The 17,694-nt window shown below is 50.9% G+C and carries 16 protein-coding genes; 4 read left to right on the forward strand and 12 right to left on the reverse strand.

What is annotated here, in order from left to right:
• Positions 1-64: 64 nt before the first annotated feature.
• From DQG13_RS22515 to DQG13_RS22570, 12 genes are all read right to left on the reverse strand, one after another.
• Positions 65-358, reverse strand: coding sequence for a CGCGG family putative rSAM-modified RiPP protein (locus tag DQG13_RS22515; protein WP_113022406.1), 294 nt, complete (start codon positions 356-358; stop codon positions 65-67).
• A 175-nt stretch (positions 359-533) separates the two neighbouring features.
• Entirely contained in the window at positions 534-1,193 is a 660-nt protein-coding gene (locus DQG13_RS22520) for a GntR family transcriptional regulator (protein WP_113022408.1), read from the reverse strand.
• On the reverse strand, positions 1,186-1,896 hold the full coding sequence (locus tag DQG13_RS22525) for a hypothetical protein (RefSeq protein ID WP_113022409.1): 711 nt from the start codon (positions 1,894-1,896) through the stop codon (positions 1,186-1,188). Before DQG13_RS22525 ends, DQG13_RS22520 begins: the two co-directional genes overlap by 8 nt.
• Positions 1,897-1,926: 30 nt before the next feature.
• Positions 1,927-4,059, reverse strand: a complete 2,133-nt coding sequence (locus DQG13_RS22530; protein WP_113022410.1) for a hydantoinase/oxoprolinase family protein — start codon at positions 4,057-4,059, stop codon at positions 1,927-1,929.
• A 77-nt stretch (positions 4,060-4,136) separates the two neighbouring features.
• Entirely contained in the window at positions 4,137-5,486 is a 1,350-nt protein-coding gene (locus tag DQG13_RS22535) for a citrate transporter (RefSeq protein ID WP_113022412.1), read from the reverse strand.
• 235 nt (positions 5,487-5,721) lie between these two features.
• Positions 5,722-6,801, reverse strand: a complete 1,080-nt coding sequence (locus DQG13_RS22540) for a glycoside hydrolase family 130 protein (protein WP_258525812.1) — start codon at positions 6,799-6,801, stop codon at positions 5,722-5,724.
• On the reverse strand, positions 6,798-8,366 hold the full coding sequence (locus DQG13_RS22545) for a response regulator transcription factor (protein WP_113022416.1): 1,569 nt from the start codon (positions 8,364-8,366) through the stop codon (positions 6,798-6,800). The genes DQG13_RS22540 and DQG13_RS22545 overlap by 4 nt, the downstream gene beginning before the upstream one ends.
• A 5-nt stretch (positions 8,367-8,371) precedes the next feature.
• Positions 8,372-10,189 carry a cache domain-containing sensor histidine kinase gene (locus DQG13_RS22550; RefSeq protein ID WP_113022419.1) on the reverse strand — a complete coding sequence of 606 codons (1,818 nt, stop codon included), beginning with the start codon at positions 10,187-10,189 and terminating at the stop codon, positions 8,372-8,374.
• Between the two features lie 58 nt (positions 10,190-10,247).
• Complete coding sequence (locus tag DQG13_RS22555) at positions 10,248-11,069, reverse strand: carbohydrate ABC transporter permease (protein ID WP_258525813.1); 822 nt, start codon at positions 11,067-11,069, stop codon at positions 10,248-10,250.
• An 18-nt stretch (positions 11,070-11,087) separates the two neighbouring features.
• Positions 11,088-11,759, reverse strand: a complete 672-nt coding sequence (locus DQG13_RS22560) for a carbohydrate ABC transporter permease (protein WP_309472252.1) — start codon at positions 11,757-11,759, stop codon at positions 11,088-11,090.
• A 364-nt stretch (positions 11,760-12,123) separates the two neighbouring features.
• Entirely contained in the window at positions 12,124-13,431 is a 1,308-nt protein-coding gene (locus tag DQG13_RS22565) for an extracellular solute-binding protein (RefSeq protein ID WP_181592927.1), read from the reverse strand.
• 229 nt (positions 13,432-13,660) lie between these two features.
• On the reverse strand, positions 13,661-13,894 hold the full coding sequence (locus DQG13_RS22570; protein WP_113022424.1) for a hypothetical protein: 234 nt from the start codon (positions 13,892-13,894) through the stop codon (positions 13,661-13,663).
• 138 nt (positions 13,895-14,032) lie between these two features.
• Between DQG13_RS22570 and DQG13_RS22575 the strand changes: the two genes are divergently transcribed.
• The 4 genes from DQG13_RS22575 to DQG13_RS32035 form a co-directional block, all read left to right on the forward strand.
• Complete coding sequence (locus tag DQG13_RS22575; RefSeq protein ID WP_113022425.1) at positions 14,033-14,827, forward strand: ParA family protein; 795 nt, start codon at positions 14,033-14,035, stop codon at positions 14,825-14,827.
• Positions 14,814-15,890 carry a ParB N-terminal domain-containing protein gene (locus tag DQG13_RS22580; RefSeq protein WP_258525814.1) on the forward strand — a complete coding sequence of 359 codons (1,077 nt, stop codon included), beginning with the start codon at positions 14,814-14,816 and terminating at the stop codon, positions 15,888-15,890. The genes DQG13_RS22575 and DQG13_RS22580 overlap by 14 nt, the downstream gene beginning before the upstream one ends.
• Complete coding sequence (locus tag DQG13_RS22585; protein WP_220094435.1) at positions 15,874-16,332, forward strand: DUF6075 family protein; 459 nt, start codon at positions 15,874-15,876, stop codon at positions 16,330-16,332. The genes DQG13_RS22580 and DQG13_RS22585 overlap by 17 nt, the downstream gene beginning before the upstream one ends.
• A 50-nt stretch (positions 16,333-16,382) precedes the next feature.
• On the forward strand, positions 16,383-17,694 hold a 1,312-nt coding region (locus tag DQG13_RS32035), incomplete at its 3' end, for an ArdC family protein (RefSeq protein ID WP_483874473.1).

A 17,694-nucleotide genomic window follows, 5' to 3' on the forward strand; every position in this document is an offset into this window, starting at 1 on the left:
CTGCCGTCGGGAAATCCCATCCCTTCGGCTGCCTGACGGCGGGACCATATTCCGCTCTCGGAACTTAGCGGTAAATCCTGGTAATATACCCGCCGCAGCCGCATTCCCCCACATACAGCAGCTTTTCCACGGGAAGCCCCTTCTCCGACAATGCCCGTTCAAGCCGGGGAATGAACCATTCCTCGGGAGAGCCCAGGTCACCCGGTGTAATAATATTCACGTAGTGCTCCCGCTTCGTCTGCGACACCGCCTCTACAGAGGAGGCCACCATCTCCTCTTCCTCTCCCGGACCGTACTCCTCCTCCAGATTCAACGACCAGTCGCCTTTTCGCATGGCATTCACCGGAATCTCCTTCATTTGCCACTCCCCCATTCCATCAGACAAGGCTGTAAAAAGCCCTGCCGCTGCTGCTGTCATCTTAGCATATCTGCAGCTTTCTTTTGTGATTCGGCTCACGTTGGCGGCCCGCCCTTCCGCCTTACGGCCATACGAAAAAACCGCCATCCGGATACCATGGCGGTTTCGTGATATGTTAGAAAAATTGCGGATATTGCTTGGCCATGCTCCGTACCTGCTCAAGCAAGCTGTTGGAATGCTCCGCCACAATGCTCCTCATGGCTCCCGCATCCCGCTTGCGGATAGCGGCCACCATTTTTATGTGATGGTCAATGTGGGACTGCTCCGCCCCGTGCATTTTGCCGTACAGCAGCCGGACACGGTTATAATGGGAGGCCACCTCTTCAATGGTAAGCCAGGACAGCTCTTCTCCCGCCGTCTCAAAAATAAGCTGATGAAACCGGTTGTCCTTGCAGTAAAATTCGAAGAAATTCCTCTTGTCCATATATCTCTTCTGCTTGTTGATAAGCTCCTGCATGGTATCCGCCACCAGCTCGCTGCACCGGAGAATGAACTCATCCACTACGGCCGTTTCCAGCGAGGTTCGAATAAACCATTCCTCCCGGACCCGCTGCAGATCAATCTTGGAGACCACGGTTTTGCGCTTGGGATAGATCTCCACCAAACCCGACTGCTGAAGGCGGACGACGGCTTCCCGTACAGGGGTCCTGCTGACCCCATACCGCTCGGACAGCTTCGGCACACTGACATCCGTCCCCGGCTCCAGGGTCATATTCATAATATCTTCTCTAATCTGGTTGTATGTCACATCATTCAATGAATTCGTGTTATTCATAATCTTCGGTTTCCCTACACCTTCCTGAGCTCACTTCCAGAACGTCACGAAATATTTTTTGGGCACTGGCAGCATCATAGCCATAATACAACAGAACATCCAGAATAAAGGGAGAATATTCAAGCCCGTTCAGTTCCTGTGTAAATGCCATTGCTCCAATTTCGCTCAGGGTACGTATTGTAGAGTAATTTTTCCATCCCAGAAAATTCCATAAACATATTTTTTCTGTACGGGTATAAATTTCCTGCTCCAGTTGTTCTTCTACAAAATGAAACATTTCATGCCCCAAGATAGTATTTATTATACCCGTTTGTGTAAAAAGTTCAACTATCCCGGGGTCTTCCTCCGCTATCAGCCGAACAGCCTGCTCCACAGGCTCCTTCATAATAATGATCTGATCCGGGGGCGCGTATGAGGCAAACAAAACGCGTTTGCCGGTCATGGAAACCTCTCTGAACTCCACCTTCAGCTTCAGCTTTCCGGCCAGTTCGCTTGCATCCCTGGTACCATGCTCACGAATCATTCGCCTGGCATATGCTCTCCCGCATGCGATTGCGTTGGCAATCATCTCTGTTTGTTGGCCCGGTTGGATGCGTTTTTTCAACAGCTCTCTGGAAAATGCATACCGTCCCCAGGTTTCATCCTCCACCTGCAGCAGGTGATGAACCATGTCTCTCAGCGTGATTTGCCCCTGCTCCTGCATAGCTCCTCCATTCCTTTCCCCGGACAAGCTCTAGCTCTGTTTAATATTGGCTGCCACCACAATAATTTCGGTGTCCGGTTCAAATGTGGATACCTCAATGTCCATCAATAGCTCCAGCTGAGCGAAGTCGGAGGCGGAGAAATCCATAATCCGCGCGCCCAGGCACAGATAAAAATCCGGTCTGGCAATCAGCTCGGTTTGATAAACCGCCATGCTTTCCCACAGCTTCTTGACGGCATCGAGATAGTCGCCTGCCGTGGTTTTGATGGCCATGCCCCGGCCCCGCTGCACCTTGATGAAGCCCTTGGTATCCAGAATCCGGATGGCCCCGGCTTCCCCTGCCTTGCCGGTTTGCTCGCCGTAAATGGAAACATACTTGGTCTTCTCCAAAAGCCGGGTCTGCTCCACGGCAACCCGCATATCGTTGGCGGCCAATTGCCGCAGCTCCTCTTCCGTGCATTCCTTCAGAAGCTCATTGGTCTTTACCTCCGTGGAGCCGGTGGCAATGGCGGTAACCTTGGAGGTTTGCGGATCAATATCAATGTGGATCTCGATGCTCTCCGGCGTAGCTCCGCTTTGAATGGCCTTATTCATGGCCTCCATCTTCAGCGCGCTGATCACCTCCTTGGAGGGCGACGGGATGATCCGTTCCACCACATCTCTGACCATGGACAAGGCAACGCCGATAGAAGAAATAACTTCCGCATTTTCAGGAATACTATACTTTAACCCCATTTTTTCGGCAAAATATATAATCAGGGAAGCTGCGCCGCCGCCAACGCCAACCAGGGAAATCTGATCCTTCTCCAGCTTGTATTTTTCGGCGAGGGACAGAATAACCGGCTCAATCTTGGCATACGCCTTCTCCATAATTTGCTTGGCAATATCCTCGGCCGTGGTGCCGCAATAGTCCGCCAAGGCCTGCATGGCCTTTCTGGCCGCCTCCACATTGCCGTAAGAGAAATGCTCCTTTTTCACCAGTCCCAGCACATTGGCTGCACAGGAATTGGTGATGGTTACCCGTTCGCCGTTCTCCATACGGATGGATACATAGTCTGCGGGATCACCCGGCTTCGGCGAGAAAAACTCCACCTGCGGCCCTTTAATCTTCTGCGGGTCGGTAAAGACGGAATAATCCAGCCCGGCAATATGGGCAGAACGGGGTCCCACATCCACAACGCCGCTTTTGTTGGCCCGGACCATGGAGCCTCCGGCCACACCCAGCACCCGCACATCCAGGGAATTCACATAGGTAGGATGGCCGCCCACGATGGAATAATCGATGGCTGGCCGCCCGTTTTTAATGACCCCAATATTAGTGGTGGTTCCGCCTACTTCGAAATAAACCCCGTTGGAGGCCCGCAGATACATCAAGGAGCCCATTACGGAGGCCGCCGGACCGGACAGCATGGTGAGCACGGGACGCTTCTTCATTTCACTGATTTCCATAACGCCGCCGTCGCCTCTCATAATCATCAGGGGAACGTGGACACCCGCTTCTCTTACGGACCGCTCGGTGGAGTTGGCTGTATCCAGCATCTTCGGCAGAATACTTGCATTAATCGCTGCCGTTCTGGTCCGGCGGGTCAGCCCGTACAATTTGGTAATATCCGAGGCCATGGTGGTGGGAATGCCCTTTTTCTCGGCCTTCTCATACACAATCGCTTCCGGTTTGCCGTTATCCACGCCAAAGGCCATGGACGGGACAATCACCTGTGCGCCTTGCTTCACCAGGTCATTGATGACATCCAGAACGGAGGCCTCCGTCATTTTCTTAATATTGATAAAGCTGTTGAAAATCTTAATTTCTTTATTGTTCCCCAAATCTATATTTTGCAGCTTGGTCTGTCTTTTGGCAAAAAAGCCTTCCAGTCCGCCCTTGCTCATCCCGATGATGCCAACCTGGGCAATGTCCCCTTCAATCAAGGCATTGGTTGCCTGAGTGGTGCTGTGGGCTACAAAGACCACATCCTTGGCTTGAATGTTATTTTCCTTCAGACAGTTTTGAAAGCATTTCACAACCCCCGCCGCCACACCTTTGGGATCATCATGAGTCGTCTTCACCGACGATTTCCCGATAATCTCCTGTGTCTCATTGTCGATGGCCACTGCTTTTGTATGTGTTCCTCCTACGTCTATTCCCACTCTAACCGATTTACTCATGTTCGTCCTCCGATTCTGTTCAAATGGTTGAATGACCGGCTTTTACACAAGTGCAAAAGCCGGCCCGGTATGCTCTTTTACACTAGCTTGCCGTACATGATGAATACGATTGCACACAGAATAATACCGATGATCCATCCGGTAGGAATGGACATTTTCATATAATCTCGAGCCGGCACCTTGGTATAGCCAAAGCCCCACGCTACCCATGATTGGGTTACGTCCAAATGCTGGGGCGCAACAGTTGTAATGGCAAACAACGGATACAAGAATTGTACGGGCCATGCCGCAATGGATACAACCACGGCCAGGATAGCCGATCCGGAGCCAACCAGATTCATCGGGCCACGGAAGAAGCCCAGCGGAGTCAGCACGGCAAACAAGATACACAAGAGCAGCGCCGAGGTAGGCATTACGCCGTCCAGCAAAGTTTTGAAATACGGAGACGCATAGGTAGCCGCGTTGTTAAACATGGACAAGGTAAGCAGGAAGCCGATCATGGGCGCTACATCGATGGCTCCGTCGGAAAATTGCTTGGAGAGCATTCTGGAAATATTGCTGAAGCCGCCCTTCAATTTGCCGCAGGTCAAGAGGGCAAACAATGCGGAGAAGATAAAGCCGAAGATAATCGGGACCTTAAACACCACTACGCCGATAACCGGGAGAATGATGGAAATCCACGAAATAGCCGGCGCATCCTTGGTGGCTCCCTCATCCGCAGTGGCTGCCCATGCACGGGTGAGCTTCTTTTTGTTCATGAAGACATTGGCCACAACCAGCACAACCAGCAGGGATACGCCCAAACCGATCATACCGAAGTTAAAGTAAGCGTTATAATCATAGCTGGCATAGCTTTTCTCGGCAGTTGCAAAAATCGCCTGATACTGCTTGAAGTTGACGATGTTGCCGAAGATACCGGCCATAATCGAGCCCATAAAGGAGAAGAGGGCGATAGGGGCGGGAATGCCCAACGAAAGCATGATAGGCAAGACAATGACGGCGATGGAGATAACCGGGCCGATTCCTGTCATGGAGGTGAAGATAATCGCTGTCACGATACACAGCAGGGACATGGTCACACGGGGCTTATCTCCGCCAAGCTCGACTACCTTGCGGATCAGAGTGGCGGCAATGCCGGTGTCAATGAGCACCCTTCCAAAAAAGGCGCCGAAGAAGATGTTGACCAGAATGGCCTTGCCGTAATTCTCCGGTCCCGTCTGAAACACGTTGGTCAAAACGTCGATCCACGATTTCCCTTCCATTACGGAAGTCGGGGAAATGGAGTTGCCGATCAGGGCAATTGCCGTCCATAGAACCGACATTACAAAAAAACCTACCATGAGGTTGTAACCCTTTACGCAATACCACACCAAACCGAAAAACGATAAAATCATAATGAAACCGATTACAATATTCGTAACATCCACACAATAACCTCCCTTAAATTGTTTGACATGTTGTTGTCTAACATGCTACACACCAAGACTAACATGTTAGTTCGATGACGTCAATATTTTTTTCACCCCCAACCCCTTATAAAACCAAGTGAGTATGCGCTTTCATAAAGTGTTCGATTTTACATCACAAATAGCCGGATTCTCTCCCGGTGAGGAGTATCCGGCTATTGGATGATTACTAAAAAAATTCCTCCTGTTGGGGCAGCTACACGCCCAGCGCCCTGTACAGGTCTTCGATGTCGATCTCCGCCAGTGCTATCACATTGTCTGCGGCGCCGTAGTAAATTTTAACCTTGTTCTCTTCAAAGAGCACTCCATCGGTAAACACAACGTTTCCGAAGAAACCCTCCACTTCATACAGGTCCTGCGGTTCCAGAATCGGCTCCTTGGTTCGGGCTATAATCCGGTTCGGATTTTCTAAATCCAGAAGGACTGCCCCCAGAGAATAGCGGTTGGACCGGTCTGCGCCATGATAAATTTCGATCCATCCCTTCTCCGTCTTGAACGGCACAGCGCCGCCGCCGATCTTTAAAGACTCCCAGTTTTCCTTGACCCCCATCAGAAACTGGTGCTCTCCCCAGTGAGTCAAGTTGGGCGACGTCGCCGTCCACATTTCTGCAATTCCGATCTGCTTCGGCACCGGACGCTGAAGGGCAAAGTATTGCCCGCCGATTCGTTCCGGAAAGATGGTCACATCCCGGTTTTCCGTAGTAAAAATAATGCCCATCCGCTCCACGGTTTTGAAATTCCGGGTTTTGGCAAGGGCAGTGGTAATGCCCTTATCTGAAACAGCCGTATAATTGATGTAATATGTCCCGTCAATTTCTGTAATGCGTGAATCCTCTGTTCCAAAAGCCTCGTACCGGTTGGAGGGAAAGATAAAGGCTTCGTCCTCAATGGTGAAATCCACGCCGTTTTTGCTTCGGGCCAGCCGCAGATGAGACATGGAGGTCAAATAGACATACGTATTGATATCAATCTGGCGCACTTTCCGCGGGTCCGAAAAGTCATAGGCCGGGTCCTTGCGGTCCAGATCCACAATCTCCACACGATAGCCTGCATCCGAGTCTTTCAGCACCGGCACCCGCAATGTATCCGGATTGCTTTGCTTTGGCCGCTCCGCCACACGCATCAGCAGAATAATTTCATCGCCATAACGGGCTACTCCTGCATTGAAGACACATTCCACAGTAAAATCATCACGCAGAGGCTTCACATCCTGCGGAGTAATCAGCGGATTCCGTTCATTTCTTCTGGCAATCGCACGTACGCTCGTATTCATCATTTATCCTCCTGATTCGGATTGCTCCTGCGGTCCCTATGCACATCGCGATAGGCGGTAGGAGTAATCCCGGTAATTTTTTTGAATATAAATACAAAATGCTTGTAGTCGTTATAGCCTACCGCTTCCGCGATTTCAAAAACCTTGTCCTCGCTTTCAATCAGCAGTTCCTTGGCTTTCCCGATCCTTAATCCGTTCAAGTACTCATTGAAGTTCTTCCCTGTCTCCTGGCGGAACATCAGGCTGAAGTAGCCGGGGGTTACGTGGATATGGTCGGCCGCATCGGTTGCCTTCAAGTTCTCGCTCATATGCTCGCGGATGTAGGCTTCCGCACGGTCAATCATGCTCCGGTTTCTGGAATAGGAGACGGGCCGGATTGCTTCGGCAAGGGTCCGGAGATCCTGCCTGAACAGCTCCTGCAGGCGCTCGTAGCTGTTATGCACTCTCAAATCAAGCTGTCCCAGGAAATGGAGCTCCTCTTCCAGCTTGAGCTCCAGGGTCTCAAACCGGTGAAACAAGCCGTACAAAATATACCTGCATTGCTCCGCCACATCCGAAAGGAGCCACTTTTCACTGCTGAGTTCAGTAAAGAACGGCTCTGTACAAAGCTCCAGTTCACCGGAATCGGGATGAAGCAAAATCCCTGCAAATCTTCCTTCCCAATAAACTGCCTGCCTGCTGATTGCGCTGCGCTTCTCCCAGCCGTTGTAGGAAACCACCGGGACATCCTTCAAGAAGGGAACGTCCAACAGGGAGAAGGCTTCCTGCAATGCCTCCCGTATCTGATCCTGCCGGTTCTTTTCCGGGCATAGTATAAATCGGGGTGTCGCCAGGCCATCCCAGGCAGAATACACCTGGCTTAAGAGCTCGGTCAAGCGGGATTCATCCCAGCTTTCGTCCGTGAATATCAGGGTCACCAGCAAATTTTTATGGGCAAAGGCAGATACATGCAGAAGCTTGCAGCCGGTCAGCCCTTCATGGATGTTTTTCTTCCAATGAGATCTGACCTCATCCAGATCCAGAGCGCTTAAGCCCTCCTCCAGCGCCGCGAAGTCGTCCAACTGGCTGCACACTACACGGTATTGGGCTTCCTCCGGCCACATCCGGGTTGACCCTGCCTCCGGAAATTGAGGAATGCCTGACTTCATGACCGCATGAAGCAGCCAATGCTCCAGAAACAGGCCCCGCCGCTCTTCCAGCTGCGCCGCCATCCGTGAAACAATGGCGCTTAACTCGTCAATATTTACGGGCTTTAGGAGATAATCCTGAACACCCAGCCGCATGGCCTGGCGGGCGTACTCGAAATCATCAAAACCGCTCATCATAATTACGGCCGCATCCGGCCTGCATTCCGCAATCCGCTGGGCAAGCTCCAATCCGTCCATCACCGGCATGCGGATGTCGGTGAGAACAATATCTGCAGGCAGGCGGTTTATTGCCTCCAGTGCCTCCACCCCGTTGTAGGCTTCCTCCACCACCTCAATACCCATACTGTTCCAGGGAATGGTATACCGCAAGCCCCGGCAGATTACCGGCTCATCATCCACAATCAGCATTTTCCAGTACAAGGCTATCACCCCCCGCTTTGTCCCGTATTGAAGTCTACTTCCCCAGGCTCTTCATGATGCAGCGGAATTTTGACCCTGATCCAGGCTCCGGCAGCAGCCGGCATCAGTTCAGGACCGCAGCCTTCTCCGTATGCCAAGCGCAGGCGCTCGTGGATATTCCGCAGGGCGTAACCACCGTCATCCAGCAGCTTTTCGCGGAAATTCTCACTAGAGAAGGCTTCTCCGAAGCCTTTGCCATCATCAATCACATCCATAACAATATGCTCGTCTTCCCGGTAGCACCGGATAGTGATGCTAAGCGTATGTCTTCCCCCCGGATATCCATGAACAATGCTGTTCTCTACCAGAGGCTGAAGAATTTGCTTTAGCACATTCTGGCGGTCCAGCCCTTCCTCCACCTCTATAAAGGACTTCAGCTGCCCTCCCAGCCGCTCCTGCTGAAGCTCGAGATAACTAGCCACGTAAGCCAGCTCCTCGCCGACGGTCACCCATATGCGCCCGCCGCTCAAGCCCATCCGAAAGAAGTGGGACAGCGCTTCAATAAGCCTGCTTGTCTTCATGGCCTGTTCAAGCCGAGCCGTCCAACGGATCATATCCAGGGTGTTGTACAGAAAATGAGGATCAATCTGCGCCTGCAGCGATTTCAAATCGGATTCCTTTTGTTTGATTTCCAGCATGAATTTCGTTTCGATGAGGCGCTGGATCTGAAGCACCATCCTGTTGAAGCGGTTGCCCAACAGCCCGATTTCATCCCTTGAGCGGACCTGTACTTGGGCGGTGAAGTCCCCCTTCTCCACTCTCCGTGTCTCCCGGATCAGGTCTGTAACAGGTCTGATGATGGCCCAGTAGAATCCGAAGGAGGCGGCAATGCCAAGGGCCAGGACCAAACCGATCATCAGGACTAAATAGCTTTGCATTCCCTTCAGATTCTCCATAATTGCCGCCTGATCCAGCACCGCCACCATGTTCCAGTCCGTTCCTTCGATGAACTGGGAGACGACAGCGACGCTTCGGCCGTTGAGCACATATCCAAAGCGGGTCTGATTCCGGCCGTCGGCCAACACCCGCTGGATGAAGGCCTCATCCGGGTAGCGCCTCCCCAACCAGTCCTTGTTTTCATGGACAATGACACTCCCGTCCTTTCCCAGGATGAACATGGAGCCCAGGGAAGGGCTGATTCCTCCCGAAATCAGCTGATAAATCTGATCCTCCTTCAGCCGGATGCGGACTTCACCAAGCCTCATGCTGATTTGATTTAGATCATTGATTTGCCGGAAAAGAGAAATGACATGCCTTTCCCCTCCATTCCACTGGCTTCGTACGGTGTAGGAAGGTGTCCAATAAATTGCCCCTGCCCGTTTATACGCCGCCGCGGACCATTCCTTCTCCCTTATACCGACAATCGGCTCCCCCATGTCCAGCACTGTGTTTTGCCGGCCTTCCAGCAAAATGGAGCTGATATAGCTCTTGGACATGAGCTGAAAGGTCAGGAAGCCCGTCACCTGTTCAACGGAGCCTCCCTCACTGACTTCCCCATCGGCCATGTCTATGGTGGATGAGATTTTCAGCATCTGGCGGAAGTCACTGCTGAATATGATATAAGACGAAATGTCTTCCACCTCGCGAATGACGGAAGTCATATTTTTTTGGGCTGTGTCGACAATCCGGACGGTGGTATCAATCGCCTCCGCTTGCATAATGGCATTGGTATTCCTCAAGAGGGCCCATCCAAAGAGGGAAACCGGCAAAATCACAAGCACCAGAAAGATGACAATTACCTTCGTCGTCAGCCGCCAATCGGAAAAGGGATAGATTTTTTTCATGTCCACCCAACCTTCGCAGGAACATCCTTATTAAAAGAATATCCTCTTCCAGCGGAAATCAACCTTTTACGGCTCCCGCGGTCATACCCTTCACCAATTGCTTCTCAAGCAGCAGGTAGATGATGATTGTCGGCACGACAGCCATAGTCAACGCCGCCATTTGCGGGCCGAGACTGCTGGAGAACTCCCCGGTTAATCCGGCGATGGCCAGAGGCAAAGTTTTGAGCGCCTCATTGTTTACCAGCACCAGGGCGAAGGAGAATTCATTCCAGTTGTAAATAAAGTTAAGAATCACGACAGTGGCCAACGCAGGACGTGTCATCGGCAGGATAATGCGGAAGAAGACCCCGAAAATGCCGCATCCGTCCATAACGGCAGATTCTTCGATATCCTTGTGAAATGAGCCCATAAAGCTGGTCAGGATAAAAATGGTGATAGGCAGGTGAAATGCTGTATAAGGCAGCACCAGAGACACCCAGGTATTCAAGATGTTCAAATTCTTTTCCACAAGGAAGACCGGAACCAGCGTCGCATGCACAGGCACAAGCATGCCGACGATAAAGAAAGAATACAGCAGGCTGCTTCCCTTGAATTTAATTCGGGACAAAAAATAGGATGCCATCGCTCCTAGCAATACCGTAACCCCAAGGGAAACAATAGACACACTCAGGCTGTTCAAAAAGTAAGGGCCCAAATTGGCACTCTCCCAGGCAACACTGAAGTTGGCGAAGGACAGGGAGGAAGGAAGCGCAAACGGATGCAAGGCAATTTCCTGATCGCTTTTGAAGGAGTTATTGATCATCCAGAATAACGGATATATATTTAGCAGAGCATAAAAAATCAGCACGGCATAAATGACGGTTTTTTTTAGAACGGCCACAGTGTATTCCTCCTTTCTTTAGTCGTCCTTTGGCTTCAGCAGCTTGTTCGTAGTCATTATCAGAACAAAGCTGAAGATGAAGATCAGCAGGGATACCGCACTTCCGTATCCATACCGCAGGGAAGAGAAGGTCTCGTTATACATATAAATTGCCATAACCTCCGTAGAGTGGAAAGGGCCTCCGTTTGTCATGGCATAGATCAGATCGAAGGTTCGGAGGCTGCCGCTAATGCAAAGCATCACACAAACAAGAATGGTGCTCTTCAGCATGGGCAGCGTAATCCGCCATGTCCTCTGCCAGCCCGTCGCTCCGTCGATTTCAGCCGCCTCGTAGATCTCGCTGGGGATATTCTGCAGTGCCGCCAGCAGGATAACCAGATACATGCCGATGAACTGCCAAACAATCGTTACATTAACGCTTCCCATAGCAGTAGCCGGTTCTCCCAGCCAATTTCGGGCCAGCGAATCAAGTCCTACCGCCCGGAGAATCCCGTTAAGCGGTCCGATTTCATAGTTGTAGATCATATTCCAGACAACGGACACAATAACCGAGGATATGACCACCGGCAGAAATCCGATTGTTCGGAAAATGCCCAGAAACTTCAGCTTGCTGTTCAGAAGCAGCGCCACGCCCAGGGCGATAGGCACCTGGCCGAACACAGAAGCAAGCACAACGTAAAGATTATTCAAGGCACCCTTCCAAAATATGCTATCTCGGAGCACCTCTTTAAAATTATCCAGTCCAATAAAAGACATGGTGCTTAAGCCGTTCCAGTCCATAAAGGAATAATAAAATGAGATAAAGATCGGGAAAATGCAAAATATCGAATATATCAGCAGAGCGGGGATCATTCCCAGAAGAATTGAGCCCCATTTGCGTTCCAGCGTATGCATAACTCTTTACCCCTTTCTAAAATGCGTAAAAAAGGAAGCGGCCTCTGCAGCCTTGAGCATTCGGAAGGCACAAGGGCATACCGGCTTCCTTTTTCATTGCTTCGGCCGGTGGTTGCACCTGCCTGTATAAGGTATAAGAAGAGAACCCCGCAGCCGCCTGTTACTTTACGGCCTTCTGCATATCTGCCGCCAGTTTCTCCGGGGTCATGGCATCAACCGTAATCGCTTGAAGCCCATTATTGATAATATCCGTGAGATTGGCCGGAAGCGTTGCATCATAGACAGGCGCCACTTTTATGTTCGCGGTCAATTCAATCAGCTGCTTATGGAGGGCATTGGTATCAGCAGGAGCCTGAACCTTTGCAGGGGACAGATAACCTCTGGAAATCATGGACTGGTACAGCTTTTCATCATAGAAAAACTTCAGGAAGGTTTCCGCTGCTTCCCTCTTTGCGCCGCTGAGCTGACTGTTCAACGCCAAACCATGCTGGGCACTTCCCGAGATGGCCATCGGATCGCCTTTGCCGCCTTCAACCTGGGGAAAAATTGCCATACCGATATTTTTACCCTCAGGAATTTTGGTCAGCATATCCAGCAGGGCGGAAGTACTGGCGATGACCATGCCGGATTTGCCTTGCAGGAACACATCAATGGCCTGCTTATTGTCAATGCTGTTCATATCCGAATTGAATGCTTTCAGCTTCACCATTTCTTCAATTGCCTTCAATCCGTTTACAAATTCAGGATCAGTAAATTTTTTCTGGCCGGCCAGTACCGCCGGGAGAAAATCACTGCCGGTAAAGCGGTCTCCAATGGTGGAGAAATAGTAAGATTGGAGAACCCACTTGGCTTTATTGCCCAATGCGATAGGCGTAACCTTTTGATTATTCAGAGCTGTAATCAAGCTCTTAAATTCAGTAAAGCTGTCAGGAAAAGCAGCATATCCCGCCTTCGCAACCAAATCTTTGTCATAGTAGATGATATTCGTCAAGTTCATCCCGCCTGGAATGGCATACTGCTTGCCGTCAATCTGGTATTGGGCCAGATTGTCCTCCGATATCAGCTTGTCCTTCCAATGATCCTTGATATTATCAAGGGAAGAGACAAGCCCCGCGTCTACCAGGGGCTCAAGCTCAGCGCCAGTCCAAACCTGGAATATGTCAGGCAGCTGTTTGCCTGCAGCATTGGTCTTGAGCTTGATCTTGTATTGGTCATGGGCAATGGATTCTACATTCAGCTTGATTTCGGGGTGCTGCTCCTGGAATGCCTTGATCCGGTCTTGCTGTGGCTGACTGGCGCTGTCCGTCCAGGTTTGCCACAGGGTAAGCTCCACCTGCGGTCCGGAGGAGGATTTCCCGCCTTCATTTTTTGAGGTATCCTCGGTATTGCTGCCCCCGCATGCGGCTAAGGAAAATGCCAGTGCCACAGAAAGAGCTCCGCCTGCAATTTTTGCGCTTCTCTTTTTCATCAGTTGATCCCCTGCTTTCATGATGTAATGGTTTACGTATTAAGTGTAACCCGGTATGAAAGCGCAAACAATCCGATGAAATTCGAATAGCATCGGAAAATTTATTTACATTGTATTTTTTCGTATTTTTTCAGTTTGAACCCGGGAGACTGGAGTTATTCATGCTTTTAAATATTCCGATGCTAGGCCGTGTTTGCAAACACGCTCTAGAGTAAAGGGCTGAGAAATTTCAGTCTCTCCTCATCATATTGCATGCCATAAACGTGACTTTGCGGATTGAATTATCCATGGCGACCGTTGCCACTTCTTTGCATAACATTTCGCAACGGTTTCCCTCACGATTTTGAGTCGTGACTGCTATTGAGAAGATAGCAGAGGTTAAGTCAAAGAAGAGGAATTCAAAACCCGCGAAAAGCCTTGTAAAATCAAGGTTTTTCGCGGGTTTTTGTGCTTTTTTCAGCACCCACAAGGCTTCCCGACAACAACCTGAAATGAGTCCATTTTTGGACGTCGGGAAGAACTCGGAGAGAACGGACAAGAACCAGCCCCGCTCCCTGCCATTGACAAATGATCGGAGCGAATGCTCCAGGGAGGGTTATTCATGACCAAGGCCAAGACTATTACCATTGCCAACCAAAAAGGCGGCACCGGCAAAACCACATCTGCCTATAATCTGGCTCATGCTTTATCCCATGAAAATAAAAGGGTGCTGCTGGTGGATTTTGACCCGCAGGGCAATCTCAGCCTGTGCTTCGGCATCGAGCAGCCGGACCAATTGCCGGTCAGCATGTGCAACATTCTGGACGCCATCATGTGCGACCACCCGCTCCCCGCGGCAGAGGAATACTTGCATCATCAGCACAACATCGACCTCATTCCCAGTAACATTGAGTTATCCGTCACCGAAATAAACCTGCGGGATGAAATGGGCAGCGAAAAAACACTGGCTACGCTGTTGGAGCCAATGAAGGAGCAGTACGACTACATCCTGATCGACACCAATCCGTCACTGGGGCTTTTAACCATCAATGCCCTTGCCGCCAGCGACAGCGTCCTGATTCCCGTCAACCCGCAGCTATGGTCCGCTACCGGACTGACGCAACTATTGAACATCATCGTGAAAGTGAAGAAGCGAATTAACCCGCAGATTGCCATTGAAGGCATTCTGATGACCATGTGCGATACCCGTACCAACCTGTACAAAGACGCCTTCAAGCTGGTGCAGGATTACTACGGCGAGATTATCCGTATTTTTGAATCACAAATCCCTTTATCCGTCAAAGTCGGGGAAGCGAACTTTTACAGCCAGAGCCTGATGAGCTATCAACCGAAATCGAAGGTCACGCTGGCCTATCATTATCTGGCAAAGGAGTTGATGCAGCATGGCCATGCCTAAGCAACGAATGGCTCCTGAATTGGGCAGCATCGACGAACTGCTGAAGCTCTCCGAGCAATCCTTCAAAGAACCAGAAGGGACAGAAGCGGCGAAAGGAGCCATTCAGTCCATTCCGATTTGCAAAATCAAATTTTTCAAGGACCATCCGTTCCGTCTCTATGAAGGAGAGCGGCTGACAGACATGGCGGATAGCATCGCCAACAACGGTGTACTGGTGCCGGTCATTATCCGCACAATCGAAATCGACGAAAACGGCTGTGAATACGAAATGCTGGCCGGACATAACCGGATGAATGCCGCCCTGCTGATCGGCTTGGAGCAATTGCCCTCCATCGTGAAGGAAAAGCTGACCGATGAAGAAGCGCTTATGTACGTGGTGGAAACCAACGTCTTGCAGCGTTCTTTCTCGGATATGCTCCCCTCGGAAAAGGCTAAGGTACTGGCCCTGCGCTATTCGGATATGTTTTCTCAGGGCAAACGAAATGACATTATTGAAGAGCTTAAAAAGCTGGAAAACCCGCAGTATAACAAGGAAAACTCTACTTCGCCCCTTTTAGGTACGAAGTTGCGCAGTGATGAAAAACTTGGTTTGGAGTATGGCTTATCTAAAAATACGGTAGCTCGCTTGCTACGCATTGACAAGTTGTTGCCTTCCTTAAAAAAGCGGGTCGATGATGCAGAGCTTGGACTTTATCCCGCTGTCAGTCTTTCATATCTAACAGGGGCAGAGCAAACCACTATTGACAGCATCCTGGCCCAAAACGAATACAAAGTGGATATGAAAAAAGCAGAATTGTTACGCGAGTATTCCGGCAGACTCACCGTTGAGCAAGCCACCAAGATTTTATCTGGCGAAGCCACCCGTAAGCCGCGAAGCAAAATACCTGCCTCCTTCAAGATTAAGCACAAGGTAATTGCTAAGTATTTCACGCCGCAAAGCAAGGCATCAGAAGTAGAGGAGATCATCGATAAAGCGCTGGAGATGTACTTTGCTCGTCAGCGTCAACAGCAGCCCACTCTCAATGAAGAAATGGAGGAATCTGATCATGTATCTGAGCTTTAAAGACCTTGACCATGAACAATTTTATGAAGGCAACCTGCGGATGACCCGCAGCCAGCAAGACCCGTATCGCAAAGCGTTGTTCTACTTGCTGGGCTCGACTCCGCAAACCCGTCAGCACATCCGGGATTTGTACGATTTTGACGAAAGCTGCATCCGCCTCTCCAGCTTGGAGCAAGGCTGGCAAACCAGCAGCACCATGAAGCTGACCCGGCTGGCCTTCAACCTGTTTAACGGGTACACCGGAGACATCGAAGCCGGTCAGGACCATCCCCGGAATTACAGCCCGTATCATTTATTTGACACCAGCCTGATGCCGTATTTTTTTGAAGCGGTGAAGCTGCGGTATGCGGAATATGCCCGCTCCTTGGAACAGCCCTATCTTCCGTTTACTCCCATGAATGTTGAAGCAGACTTTCATGAAGCAAATGAGATGGAAGCCTGATTGCTTCCGTAGCATCGTTCCCCCATCAACTCAAGAAAGGAGAGCCAGCCATGCGCCGAGTGGAGCGGTTGCGCGACTTATATGAACAAGAAATAACCAACCTGACCAGCAGCGGGGAAGCTTGGAGAGACTATCTGCACTTTGCTGCTTCCATCCACAAATATTCCTTTGACAACAGCCTGCTCATCTACGCCCAACGCCCGGAAGCGACCATGCTGGCTCCCCTCCCGCTGTGGAACCGCTTGGGGCGCTTTGTGAAGAAAGGCGAAAAAAGCGTCGCTGTCTGTGACTTTGAGCAAGGAAGCCCCATATTGAACCATCTGTTTGATGTCACCCAAACCACCGGCAAGCCGATTCCCACTCTGTGGAGCCTGGAGCAGTTGGACCCCGCCGAACTGGCCGGAAGGCTGACCTCCTACGATACGATGAACTTATCTTCCGCCATTGCTCAATTGACCCAAACTGCCGTTACTTCTTCCTGGGAGGAATGGCTGCAAGATATGGAGCACGACATTGCCGATCATCTTTTGCAAACGATGCCCCTTCATGGCCTGGAGCAGCATATGGGTGACTTAATCGAGGACAGTGTTCGTGTAATCATCCACCGCCGCTGCAAGCTGCCGGACCCAGACCATGTAGATTTCTCCACCATACCCCATTTTGACACCTTGCCCCTTGCCGCCCGCTTGGGATATCAGGTGAACACCATCGCCCGTAGCCTGTTAAACGATATTGCCCGCTACATTAAAATCATGGAACACGAAAGGAGCTTGTCTCATGGACAAGAAAGACACCCTGAAGCTCAGCTTTCAGGAGAGGGACGGCCTGCTGTACCCCAACCTGAGCATCTCGAACGAAGCGGAGACAGACCAGCAGCCCCTGGGCAAATACGGCCGGATGGCGTTGAATCATCTGCGACAGCATCACCCGCAGCGCTTCCTGATTCTCCAGATGCAAGGCGACCTGATGGAAAAGATGCACCAAGTGGAACAGGAAGCGCTGGAGAAGATGGAGCAATTGACCGACCAGTTGCTCCGGCTCCAGCCGATGCCGCGAACCGACGACACCCTGGAGCGGACACGGCACCTGAGCCAGATCAGGAACACCGCAGAGGAATTGGTGCTGAACGACATCGTACTGAAGCCGAGATAATTGAAGCCTCACCATCTGCCGCTCCTCTATCAACCAGCCCGGAACCGCCTGTCAGCGGTTCTTTTTTTTCGCCTTCCGAGGCTTTTACTGAAACCCGTACCGCAGAGGACATGCTGGAGTTTCTGCTGCGTAGTGACCGAGATAACCTGGATTCCCGGGAACTCATAACGAGGATGGTGGATCGATTCCCAAACTGGTATAGATCTCCTT

The sequence above is a fragment of the Paenibacillus sp. YN15 genome (assembly GCF_003285005.1).
In the GTDB taxonomy this organism is placed as follows: Bacteria; Bacillota; Bacilli; order Paenibacillales; family NBRC-103111; genus Paenibacillus_AR.